The sequence below is a fragment of the Paenibacillus odorifer genome (assembly GCF_000758725.1).
In the GTDB taxonomy this organism is placed as follows: domain Bacteria; phylum Bacillota; class Bacilli; order Paenibacillales; family Paenibacillaceae; genus Paenibacillus_AQ; species Paenibacillus_AQ odorifer.
Genome location: NZ_CP009428.1, coordinates 6543555 through 6555265 on the forward strand (window position 1 = coordinate 6543555; position 11711 = coordinate 6555265).

The window sequence follows — 11711 nt, forward strand, 5'->3', positions numbered from 1 at the left end:
TCCCCCTGATCACAGTTTCATTCGGGTTCTAAATCATTAACCTTTCACCGACCCACCCATAAGCCCTCTGACGAAATACTTTTGCAGCAGGAAAAAAATAGCGAGCGGCATCAGCATGGAGATAAATGCAGCCGAAGTAAGTAAATGCCAATCGTTGCCTCGTGAGCCTACTAAATCGGCAATTTTCATCGACATAACTTGCACAGACGGTTGATTGCCGATAAAAATCAATGAGACTAAATAGTCATTCCACACCCATAGGAATTGGAAGATCCCGATAGAAGCCAGTGCTGGCACTGATAGAGGCAGAATTAGCCTGCTGAATATAGTGAAATGACTTGCCCCATCCATGAAAGCCGATTCGAACAAATCCTTAGGCAATTGACTGATAAAGTTGTACATAAAGTACGTAACCAGCGGTAATCCAAAAGCCGTATGCGCCAGCCAAATTCCCAGATAACTTCCGTTTAGCCCAAGTGCGGTATAATCCTTAAGCACTGGAATAAGCGCAACCTGTATTGGAATGACGAGCATTGCAATAATGATGACAAAAAGGATTTTGCGCCCAGGAAACCGCAGCCAGGCAAAAGCATATGCAGCAAAAGAAGCGATCAACACCGGAATAACCGTTGCTGGAACAGCGATCGTTAGCGTATTCCAGAAGGCCTGTGACAATCCGGAGCCTTTTTGCACCGTTTCACTGCCATCAGCCTGTTTCAGCTTGTATTCCTTACCGGAAAGCACATTATTATAGTTATCCAGCGTGAGATCCGGTGTCATCTTCCAACCTTGTATCTGTTCATTTACGGTACGTGCTCTACGATTCTCCCACATAAGCCGGCTGCCATCAGCCTTCACGCCAGCCTTCAGCTCATCATCTGTATAAGTTTTACCGTTCACCTCAATTGGCTCCCGAAGATCCACGTCCTTGGATAGCTGAATCGTCTCTCCAGCCTTCCACTCCTGATGGGGAAAAGCTTTCCACCATCCAGTCTGCAGAATGTCAGCAGCCGGACGGAAGGAGGAAATAAATAGCCCAAGAGTCGGAAGCAGCCAAATAAAACAGATCACACCCAGCACGATATTTACAATCGTTTTGCTGCCTTTTCTCTTCTTTTTGCCAGCCATTAGAATCCCCCCTGCTTACGGAACTGACGTAGATTGATTATGATTACAGGCAGCACCGCGATCAGTAGAACAATAGCCAGCGTGGAGCCGTAGCCGAAATTACGGTACATAAAGAATTGCCGGTAGAACTGTGTAGCAACAACCTCTGTATCGTATTGACCTCCTGTCATCACCATGACGACGTCAAATATTTTCAACGTAAAGACGATAATGGTCGTTGTCACTGTCAGAATGGTTGATGAAATATATGGAATCATGATTCCAAAGAAAATCTTCACCTCATTTGCTCCATCCACTCGTGCAGCTTCCAAAATGTCGTCAGGAACCCCTTTGATTGCCGCCGAGAAAATCACCATTGCAAATCCAGTCTGCATCCAGATCAAAATAATAATGAGGAAAAAGTTATTCCACGGCTGAAGCATACTCGTCCAGGCTTGGGGTTCTCCCCCAAAATAAGTAACGATTGCGTTCAACAGCCCGATTTGTTCGTCACCCGGTTGATAGTAATATACGAATTTCCAAATGACCCCTGCCGCTACAAAGGAAATAGCCATCGGCATAAAGATGATCGATTTGGCAATTTTCTCATAGCTGCTGCGATCGGCAAGAATAGCAATTAAGAGCCCGAATGCTACACAGGCCAGCGTACCGACGAATACCCAAAGTAAATTGTTACGCAATGCCGTTGCCATCAGATGATCGCTAAAGATCGCTGCATAATTGCTCAGGCCCACAAATTTTTCTGAAGAAGCATTAAAAAAGCTCAAATATAATGTTCGTAGTGCAGGCAGGACCAGTAACCAGCCCAGAATAATCACTGCCGGACCAATAAAGATATAAGGCAGCACCTTTCGCCGGATATGATCAGGGTACTGCTCAACCGCCCAAGTCAGTGTATAGTAAATCAGATAAACACCTAGAACTCCCCAGAGGACAGCCAGAACCGCTGTTAGCAGCGGATTTAATGTGGAATCCCGGAAGAATAAAAAGATTGCGCCGTTAACAACAATATTCGCTAACAACACTACTAGGGACAGCATTACCGCCTTCAGGCTGACGGTTGGCCTAGCTTGTGGTTGTGTTGGCATTTGTGGCTGTGGCTGTGATTGTGCACCCATATTAGCTCCAGCTCCTCCTATAAGTTTTGCGGAGCAAAACTCTTATCATAAGCATCGAACTCACTAGTTAGAAAACAAAAAGAGGGGCAGACATTCCTCTTTTCCCACTGCCCCTCTTTTTACTGTGCGCTTTAAATATTAGGTTAGTTGTTCCAGCCGGACTGGATTTGTTCCAAGGCTTGATCCAGTGTCGCTGTACCGCTCACATAGTCGGTCATCCCTTTCCAGAAGGTGCCTGCACCCACTTTACCCGGCATCAGGTCAGAGCCATCAAAACGCAGTGTGGAAGCATCTTGAACCAACTTCGCCATCCGGCGATCGGATTCAGAGGTATACCAATCAAGGGAAGCGTCATTCATAGGAGCAATTACGCCGCCAGATTGTACCCAGCTCTTAATCGACTCTCCAGTGGTGAAGAACTCCATGACTGCACGAACCTCTGGACGATCGTTGAACATAGCGTAAATATCACCTGCAACCAGCACTGGTTTACCATATTGCGCATCAATTGGTGGCAAGTAGAACCAATCATAATCCTGATCAACCTTTGCCGTTTCAGGGAAGAAGCTTGTAATAAAGTTACCAAGCATATTAAACCAGGCTTTAGGCGGATCAGTGAACATTGGCGCTGGGGCATCCCCGAAGGATGTCGTCACGATGGACTTAGCGCCACCGTAAACATAATCCTTGTTGAGCCAAATTTTAGACATGATTTCAACAGCATTTTTTACTTCTGGTGAAGTAAATGGCAGTTCACCTTTTACCCATTTATCGTAGTTCTCAGGCGTAGTCGTACGAAGCATTATATTTTCGACCCAGTCTGTTGCTGGCCAACCCGTTGCAGCACCGCTCTCAATGCCAATAGCCCAGGCAGGATCGCCATCCTTAGCAATTTGTTCCGTCAGCGCCATCAGCTCATCCCAAGTTTCAGGAACCTTGTAGCCTGCATCATCAAATTGTTTCTTTGGATACCATACCAAGCTTTTTACATTACTGCGGTTCCAAATCCCCGCCATGATCTTCCCGTCTTTTCCGTCCATCGTAGACATATCGAGCCAGCTCTTGTTGTAATTAGCCGTCAATTTATCTTGATCCAGCACGCTGGTCAAATCGATAACCTTGCCCGTCTTAGCAATCGACGCCAGCAGTCCCGGCTGCGGGAAGTCAGCGATATCAGGAGCATTACCGCCGTCCACACGAATATTTATTGTAGCTTCGAACTCCTTGGAGCCCTCGTATTGAATATCGATCCCTGTCTTCTCTTCAAATTCTTTAATGCTGCTCTCAAATTTCACTTGGTCAGCATCTACGAAGGGGCCAAACATTGTTACTTTAGTCCCTTTATATTCACCTTTCATCGCTAAATCTAACGGGGAACCCGAAGGTTCAGCACTAGGTGCGTTTGTCGCTTTCTCGGTGTTATCTGCTGTTGGGCTGACTGTTGCCGCCGGTGGATCTGTAGGCGCCGCATTATTGTTGCCTCCGCCGCATGCGCTCAGCGTCATTGTGAAGGATAAACACAGTACTAAAGCCAACGACTTTTTACGTCCTGAGATCTTCTTCATATTTTGTACATCCCCTTTAATGGTTATAGAGATAACATCATATTCAATCATCCGGGCACCCTGGCATGTATTAGCAGCTTGTAGCAGATCACCTCCTTGCAAAGCTTTTCAGAAGACAGGTAAATATCCTAAAATCAAACTCCATCACAAATGTAATTTAATAATAGCGCTTACATTTTTTATATTATCATAATTAGTGACCGTTTCCAATCGGAAAATGAGATGTTTTTCATAAGAATTCATACTATTTTCTATCCTAACATTTAAATTTTAATTAAGACCGATACATAGCTCTGAAAAGCTTTTCAGAAGAAGGTCACAAAAATAAAGGGCCTTTATTTTTCCCGCGTGGATTCCCGCACAATCAGCTTATGCTCCATCTTTTCATTCAATACCTGGACACCACCTGTTGTGAGCAATTCATGCAGCATCTCCGCCGCCCGATAACCTAACTCATAAATCGGCTGTGCAATTGTGGTCAGCTTTGGAATGAACATACTCGACATCCGCAAATTATCAAATCCAATCACAGATACCTGCCCCGGAACTAGAATATTACGATCCTTCAGATAAGAAATCGTCCCCATTGCAAATTCGTCAGCAACACAGAAAACGGCAGTCAGCTCGGGATAATCAGTAAACAACTCATGCGCCGCTTGATAAGCGTGTTCGAACCGGTGATTGGCATACTTGCTCTTCACAATATTCTGTTGTAGTCCAAACTCTGTTAACGCTCTTACAAAACCCTCATAACGAGGCGGGCCGGATACGGAGTTATCATGGTTAAAACCAATCATGCCAATGTCCTTATGCCCTAAATCAATCAGAAACTTTACCGCATCGTAAGCCGCCTGTTCATCATCTACCTCCACAGATGGAATGTCGTACTCATCAGAATGCGAGGATACCAACACAAAAGGAATTCTACAACCGACTAATTTGTCATGTGTCTCAGGATAAAGGACATCACTGGCGAACACGATCCCATCCACCTGCTTCTCATGGAAGTTATCAATGTAAGACAACATCCGTTCTTTGTCGCGGTCCGTATTGCAGATCATTAAACTGTATCCAAGCTTGATGCATGCATCCTGCATTCCCCGAATAACCCCTGCGAAATACAGGTTCTCAATATCCGGAATCAGCAGGCCCAGTGTAAAAGACTTCTTGTAGATCAGGCCCCGTGCAAACGCATTTGGTTGATATTGCAAACGTTCTACAGCCTCCATCACTCGATTCCGTTTGCTCTCTACGACCGTATTCGGTGCATTCATAACACGCGATACGGTGCTGATCGACACCTCCGCCATTCTGGCAACATCTCTTATGGTTGGCTTCATAACGATAACTTCCTTTTTTTCAGGTAACTTTTCGATGTGATTATAGCAAGCCCGTTAAGAAATAACAACAGATTTTTTAAAGCGCTTACATTTTATTTAAAAGACATACTTATTCCTTATCTAATCATTACAAAGTGCGTATAACTTACTTAAAGTGTGTATATAGTTTTATTACATGGTATACTAGGCGAGTAGCATTATTCGCAGCTACAAATACTGCTCTAGACTATCTGAGCGTTTATTATAGGAGGGATTACATTGAAGCAACAGCGCGATATTCGATTCTCCGTACTGGACTTAGCCTCTATTGTGGAGGGTGGCACAGCGGCAGACTCTTTTCATAACTCTTTAGCTTTAGCTCAACATGCTGAGGAATGGGGCTATCACCGGTATTGGTTTGCTGAGCATCACAACATGATTGGTGTTGCCAGTTCTGCTACCTCACTCTTAATTGGCCACATTGCTGGCGGCACAAAAAGCATACGCGTAGGCTCTGGAGGCATCATGTTGTCCAACCACGCACCACTTGTCATTGCTGAACAATTCGGGACCCTCGAATCCCTATATCCAGGACGGATTGATTTAGGACTGGGCAGAGCCCCGGGATCGGATCAACCGGCTTCCCGTGCGCTACGCCGTGGTCTCGGAAGCGACGGCAGTGACTTCCCCGAGCAGTTAAGTGAGCTCAGAGCCTACTTCGATCCTGCAGGTGCAGGATCACGACCGGCCGGAGTTCGTGCGGTTCCCGGTGAAGGCTTGAATATCCCCATCTGGCTGCTGGGCTCCAGCGGTTTTAGTGCTCAGCTGGCAGGAAAACTAGGTTTACCTTTTGCTTTCGCCAGCCATTTCGCACCAGAGTATTTACTACAGGCCTTACACATCTATCATAGCAATTTCCGTCCTTCAGCAGCACTAGACAAGCCTTATGTGATGGTCGGAGTTGGCATTACAGCGGCCGATACTGTGAATGAGGCAAGACGACTGGCTACCTCGCAGCAGCAGCAATTCCTTAATATCATCCGCGGACGTACGGGGAAGTTACAACCACCGGTTGATAGTATGGAGGGGCTATGGACGATGCAAGAAAAAGCAGCCATGCTTGAGAAGCAGCGTTACTCTTTCGCTGGTGATAAAGCAGCAATTAAAGAACGGCTTCAAGAAATTCTGCAAGAGACACAGGCCGATGAATTGATTGTTTCTGGTGGAATTTATGATCATAACGCTCGTCTACGCTCTTATGAGATTGTAGCCGAAGCTATGAAGGAAATCTAATTTATCATCATAATTAAGGCAAGACGATAGGTCTGGTATCGGGGTTTGAGCCCTATTCCAGATGTATGTCTTGCCTTTTTATTTTGCATTCATAATCGTTCTCAATAAAACACAATTAAAACAATGAATTATATAAAAATAAAGAGTTAAATAGAGAAAACTGCTGTAAATCCATTAATATAACTGATATTTGATCAAATATGATGAATTTTCTTCTAATATCCCATTTTTGTTTAGATATTATTTTGATTATACTTTAGTTATTCGCTATAACGAACGAATTGACGGTAGATCTCTATCCTCTCCTTCCGCTTTCACGGAGATTCCTGCATGCGCACAAAAAAGTGGTTCTGTGAGATACTACTTATTTCGACAATGTTTGATGGAAAATACGATTAGAAAAGAAGAATTTGCCGGAAACCCGCAAATGATGTCTACAAAATTTAATATGGGGTTCAGGAGAAAGGAGCGAGTAAAGTGAAGAAGAAATATCGCTCGGCTTTCATAGCTGCTTATATCCTGACTATTCTAGCAGGAGTCATCTGGCATGCTGGCGGAGTTAGTGCGCAAGATACCATTAAGCTTACGGTGAATTCGCATACGACGAGCACAACCACCATGAACAATATGCAGCCTGGTGATGAAACGAACTCAGAATACACAATTATTAATGCAGGTAGTGAGGGCTTTAATTACTATGTGGACTTCAAATTCATCTCTGGAGACGCAGAATTATACGATATTCTCCAAATGACACTCGAAAAAGAGGGAGTAATCATCTATTCAGGGGTGATGAGCGAGGCTGCCGGAAGAGTTACCATCGGTTCACTTGCCGGGGGAGAACAAAGTGTAATCCAAATGGATGTAATTTTCCCGTGGGAAGCAGGGAACGAATATCAAGGTAAAACCACAACTGTAGCCTTTGAGTTCTCCGCTTCTGGAGGACCGGAGCCATCCGCTGAACCTAGTCCTTCACCGACAGCAACGGCCACAGCTCAGCCTACACCTGAGCCAACACCGACAGCGACTACTACGCCTACAATAGAGCCAACTTCGACACCTACTGCCACGGCTACAGCTACACCTGAAGCTTCGCCGACAGCAACAGCATCACCAACCACGACACCGACAGATTCACCGACAACTACCGCTTCACCAACTGCAACGGCAGTCGCCACACCAGGGCAATCAACGACACCAACACCATCGCCAACACCTACAGCTTCAACAGTAGTAGATGAAATTAGTGTTACTGAAGCACCGATCCCACTGGGTGGAGGCGATAATGAGCCAACAGCATCACCAAGTGCTGGCAGCCAAACTACCAGCGCAACACCGCAGCCAAGCAATGAAATCGCCTTGCCTGATGATGAGCTTCCACTGGGGGCACCAGAGGTTGGCAACAAGCTTCCGAATACCGCTGAGCCTTGGTATAACTTGATTCTTGCCAGCTTAGCCATTGCGGTACTCAGCGTGATTATCATGCGCAGATTGAAATCGAAGAAATAACCACATTTTGCAGCATAAGTCTGGAGGTGAGAGAGTATGAAGGAGCGTAATGGTGTCTTGCTAGCCGTGAAGCTAATCTTCATACTCTCTTTAGTTGTGTTGATTTACTCGGTTGTACAGGTGGTCAAAGCACCGATCGAAGCTAAACAGGCTTTAAATGATTGGGCAAAAAAGAGGGAGGAAACAGTCGCCCACTCCCGTTCTGCCGAAGAAACCCCTCTTCCCTTGGGAATGGTCAGTTCAGCCAAGGAACAGCCGCCCCCCGCTCATTCCTATACAGAAGGTGAAATCATAGGAGAGATTCGTTTCCCCAAATTAAACAAAAAGATCGCAGTGCTAGAAGGCACGGAAAGCCCCGAGCTAAAAAAGGGAGCCGGACATTATAAAGGCAGCGCAGCTATCGGTGCCACCGGCAATAGTGTGCTCGCAGGCCACCGCGATACAGTGTTCCGTAATCTGGGAGAACTCGTGGCTGGAGATCTTATCGAGCTGGAAAGTACGGACGGGACTTTTACCTATGAAGTAACAGGCAGCACAATTGTTGACGGGGACGAACGTGGTGCTATAAAGCCAAGTGATAAGGCCATCCTCACGTTGATTACCTGTTATCCCTTTTCATATGTGGGATCTGCACCGGACCGTTATTTACTTTCAGCGAAGTTAGTGAAACAAGAAATATTACCGCATTAAACCTAAATATTACCTCAATCTTCTTCCTCAGGGATGAGACCTTATATGGAAAGTGATACTATATATATACAATAGTAAAGAGGAGATGACCCAAGGTGAAGAAAGAGGTTGTAGAACGGTTTATTTCGTATGCACAAATGGATACCCAATCGAATGAAGATAATGAGACTTGCCCATCCACTCCGGGACAGATGGTTCTGGCCCACAAGCTGGTTGAAGAGCTTAAGGAAATCGGTATGGAGGAAGTCCAGGTGGACGAGCATGGCTATGTTATGGCGACACTCCCTGCGAATACGGACAAGGATGTTCCGACCATTGGTTTTTTAGCCCATTTGGATACGGCGACTGATTTTACCGGAACGAATGTGAAGCCACAGATTATCGAGAACTATGATGGTCAAGATATTCTTTTGAATAAAGAGCTGAATGTTGTATTGTCCACAGCGAGCTTTCCGGAGCTGGCGGAATACAAAGGCCACACCTTAATTACAACTGATGGCACGACCCTGCTTGGCGCAGATAATAAAGCCGGTATTGCTGAGATTATGACCGCCATGCATTACCTCATTCAACATTCAGAAATCAAACACGGCAAGATTAGAGTTGCCTTCACACCAGACGAAGAAATCGGCCGCGGGCCTCATAAATTTGACGTAGCCGCTTTTAATGCTTCCTATGCTTACACTGTAGACGGAGGTCCACTCGGAGAATTAGAGTATGAAAGCTTTAATGCTGCGTCTGCTAAAATCTCAGTCTACGGCGTTAATGTTCACCCTGGTACTGCAAAAGGAAAGATGATTCATTCCGCCAAAATCGCCATGGCACTTCATCTCAGACTCCCTGCTGAGGAAGCGCCCGAATATACAGACGGTTATGATGGCTTTTATCACCTAAGCTCTATAGAAGGCACACCTGAATTCAGCAAGCTGCAATATATCATCCGCGACTTCGACCGTGAGAAATTCGAGGCACGTAAAGCTTATCTCTCAGCTGTCGTAGAAGAATTCAAAAGCATCCATGGCGAAGAGAACATCGTGCTTGAAATGAAGGACCAATATTACAATATGCGCGAAAAAATCGAGCCTGTGCGTCATATCGTCGATATTGCCCATGAGGCGATGGAGAACCTTAACATCACACCGATCATCCGCCCGATTCGCGGAGGTACAGATGGCTCGCAGCTTTCCTACATGGGCTTGCCGACACCTAATATTTTCACCGGAGGCGAGAATTTCCATGGCAAATTCGAATATGCGTCTGCGGACAATATGGTAAAAGCGGTAAATGTTATCGTGGAGATTGCTAAGCTATTCGAACAGAAAGCCTAAAGCATTATCCGCATCACTCCTTTAAAACACCAAAAATCCCTGTAGAGGCCGATCCAGACCTCTCAGGGATTATTAATGTTCTTAGACTATTCGATTAGCATCTTTCTTCCGGCGGCGTGTCCTTCCAGATCACGTTTTCTCCGTAATTTTTACCCCAATCGTACATCAATCGAAGGACGGGAAGCAGACTTTGGCCGTATGAAGTCAGGGAATACTCTACTTTTGGTGGAACCTCAGCGTACACTTTTCTTAGAACCAACTGGTCCTCTTCAAGCTCGCGAAGCTGATTGGTCAACATTTTTTGCGTGATATGAGGAATTAGCTTTTTCAGCTCGCTGAACCGCTTTGTCCCTTCAAGCCCAAGATGCCAGAGGATAATCAGCTTCCATTTCCCTCCGATCACCGCAAGCGTTAATTCCTTCTCACAGTTAATTTCCTTCAAGTTTATGCGATCTTTAATCTCGGTTGCCATTCCTAAAGTGCCTCCTCTCTCCTGTTATCATACTAACACAAAAACGAATAACCTCCTTATAGGAAGGCATTCGTTTCTGTACGTTCACTCTAAATTAGCATGCTTGCCGAACATTTGCTGATTCGTCTGCCCCGTCTTCTCCATCATTCGCAGAATAATAGCATCATAAAAGACCAACATCGTCTGTTCGAATAAAGAAGCCATCGGCTGGATCGTGCTGTAGCTTCCACTGGCCGGATCTTTTGGAGATCCCGGCAGCTTCACTGTGTAGCCCGCTAAACGTCCAACCGTCGAATCCGGCGCAATGGTAACGGCAACAACTTCTGCACCCACCCCTTTGGCTTTCTCAGCCATAGAGATCAACCCTTTCGTCTCACCGGAACCGGAACCGAGGACTAACACATCCCCCTGTTCAATCCCCGGAGTCACCGTTTCGCCTACAACATAAGCCTCTTTACCAACATGCATTAACCGCATAGCAAAGGCCCGTCCCATCAATCCAGATCTGCCCGCTCCAGCCACGAAGATCTTGTTGGACTGAAGCAGCAGCTCAGCCATTCGCTCAGTCTCTTCTTCATCAAGCTGAGATATGGAGCGCTGGAGCTCCTCTATAATTCGCTGCGCGTATTTCATTGTATCCATTGTAATCTTAAGCCTGACTAACTAGACGTTTCATTTCTGCTGCGGCAGCCTTTTGATCCGCTTCACCTGTGATGCCTCCGCCAACGATGACAAGATCAGGGTTCGCGGCGATCACTTCTGGAAGTGTGCTTAGCTTGATCCCTCCAGCGATAGCTGTTTTTGCCTGCTTAACCACACTCTTAATCGCATTTAAATCTGCAAAAGAATTTTTACCTTCCGCTTGATGGTCATATCCAGAGTGTACACAGATATAGTCTACGCCAAGTGCGTCTACTTCAGCCGCTCTTGTTTTGATATCCTTCACATTGATCAGATCAACTAGAATCTCTTTATTGGTTTTCTTTGCTTCCTCCACTGCACCTCTAATGGTAGAATCATCAGAAACACCAAGTACAGTAACGATATCCGCGCCCGCTTCCACGGCCTTCATCACTTCATATCCACCTGCGTCCATGATTTTCAAATCTGCCAACACAGTCAAAGCAGGAAAAGCCTCTTTGATTGCCTTCACTGCATGCAAACCTTCATTTATAACGATAGGTGTTCCAATTTCAACGATATCTATAAATTCGGCAACTTTTGAGACAACCTCTTTCGCTCCCGCAATGTCCACTAAATCCAACGCTAATTGTAATTTCATATTTATT

11 protein-coding genes are annotated in these 11711 nt (G+C 45.6%); 4 read left to right on the forward strand and 7 right to left on the reverse strand.

The features are described from left to right. Positions 1–36: 36 nt before the first annotated feature. From PODO_RS28565 to PODO_RS28580, 4 genes are all read right to left on the reverse strand, one after another. Entirely contained in the window at positions 37–1128 is a 1092-nt protein-coding gene (locus tag PODO_RS28565) for a carbohydrate ABC transporter permease (RefSeq protein WP_038573741.1), read from the reverse strand. Next, positions 1128–2246, reverse strand: coding sequence for a carbohydrate ABC transporter permease (locus tag PODO_RS28570; protein WP_232061475.1), 1119 nt, complete (start codon positions 2244–2246; stop codon positions 1128–1130). Before PODO_RS28570 ends, PODO_RS28565 begins: the two co-directional genes overlap by 1 nt. A gap of 143 nt (positions 2247–2389) precedes the next feature. Beyond that, positions 2390–3811: an ABC transporter substrate-binding protein gene (locus tag PODO_RS28575; RefSeq protein WP_038574978.1), complete on the reverse strand. Its 1422-nt coding sequence runs from the start codon at positions 3809–3811 to the stop codon at positions 2390–2392. A gap of 335 nt (positions 3812–4146) precedes the next feature. Beyond that, a complete protein-coding gene (locus tag PODO_RS28580) occupies positions 4147–5151 on the reverse strand; it encodes a LacI family DNA-binding transcriptional regulator (protein ID WP_036682112.1) in 1005 nt (334 codons plus the stop codon). A 258-nt stretch (positions 5152–5409) separates the two neighbouring features. Between PODO_RS28580 and PODO_RS28585 the strand changes: the two genes are divergently transcribed. From PODO_RS28585 to pepT, 4 genes are all read left to right on the forward strand, one after another. Then, a complete protein-coding gene (locus tag PODO_RS28585; RefSeq protein WP_080742657.1) occupies positions 5410–6423 on the forward strand; it encodes an LLM class flavin-dependent oxidoreductase in 1014 nt (337 codons plus the stop codon). A 477-nt stretch (positions 6424–6900) separates the two neighbouring features. Further along, positions 6901–7932, forward strand: coding sequence for a hypothetical protein (locus PODO_RS28590; RefSeq protein ID WP_038573745.1), 1032 nt, complete (start codon positions 6901–6903; stop codon positions 7930–7932). 36 nt (positions 7933–7968) lie between these two features. After that, positions 7969–8622, forward strand: coding sequence for a sortase (locus tag PODO_RS30275; protein WP_051491225.1), 654 nt, complete (start codon positions 7969–7971; stop codon positions 8620–8622). Positions 8623–8717: 95 nt separating this feature from the next. Beyond that, positions 8718–9950, forward strand: coding sequence for a peptidase T (pepT, locus tag PODO_RS28600; RefSeq protein WP_036682119.1), 1233 nt, complete (start codon positions 8718–8720; stop codon positions 9948–9950). A 94-nt stretch (positions 9951–10044) separates the two neighbouring features. On the opposite strand, the gene PODO_RS28605 is transcribed toward pepT, so the two are convergent. The 3 genes from PODO_RS28605 to hxlA all read right to left on the reverse strand — a co-directional run bounded on the left by PODO_RS28605 (position 10045) and on the right by hxlA (position 11704). After that, positions 10045–10422: a winged helix-turn-helix transcriptional regulator gene (locus PODO_RS28605; RefSeq protein WP_036682121.1), complete on the reverse strand. Its 378-nt coding sequence runs from the start codon at positions 10420–10422 to the stop codon at positions 10045–10047. 84 nt (positions 10423–10506) lie between these two features. Further along, positions 10507–11064 (reverse strand): 6-phospho-3-hexuloisomerase, encoded by a 558-nt coding sequence (gene hxlB, locus PODO_RS28610; protein WP_038573747.1) that lies wholly within the window; start codon positions 11062–11064, stop codon positions 10507–10509. Between the two features lie 7 nt (positions 11065–11071). Then, complete coding sequence (hxlA, locus tag PODO_RS28615; protein WP_038573749.1) at positions 11072–11704, reverse strand: 3-hexulose-6-phosphate synthase; 633 nt, start codon at positions 11702–11704, stop codon at positions 11072–11074. Between the last annotated feature and the right edge of the window lie 7 nt (positions 11705–11711).

Excerpts from the sequence above, each read along its gene's own strand:
- PODO_RS28570 (WP_232061475.1), bottom strand. The coding sequence starts at position 2,246 with ATGGGTGCACAATCACAGCCACAGCCACAAATGCCAACACAACCACAA.
- hxlB (WP_038573747.1), bottom strand. The coding sequence starts at position 11,064 with ATGGATACAATGAAATACGCGCAGCGAATTATAGAGGAGCTCCAGCGC.
- PODO_RS28575 (WP_038574978.1), bottom strand. The coding sequence starts at position 3,811 with ATGAAGAAGATCTCAGGACGTAAAAAGTCGTTGGCTTTAGTACTGTGT.
- PODO_RS28605 (WP_036682121.1), bottom strand. The coding sequence starts at position 10,422 with ATGGCAACCGAGATTAAAGATCGCATAAACTTGAAGGAAATTAACTGT.
- hxlA (WP_038573749.1), bottom strand. The coding sequence starts at position 11,704 with ATGAAATTACAATTAGCGTTGGATTTAGTGGACATTGCGGGAGCGAAA.
- PODO_RS28565 (WP_038573741.1), bottom strand. The coding sequence starts at position 1,128 with ATGGCTGGCAAAAAGAAGAGAAAAGGCAGCAAAACGATTGTAAATATC.
- PODO_RS30275 (WP_051491225.1), top strand. The coding sequence starts at position 7,969 with ATGAAGGAGCGTAATGGTGTCTTGCTAGCCGTGAAGCTAATCTTCATA.
- PODO_RS28580 (WP_036682112.1), bottom strand. The coding sequence starts at position 5,151 with ATGAAGCCAACCATAAGAGATGTTGCCAGAATGGCGGAGGTGTCGATC.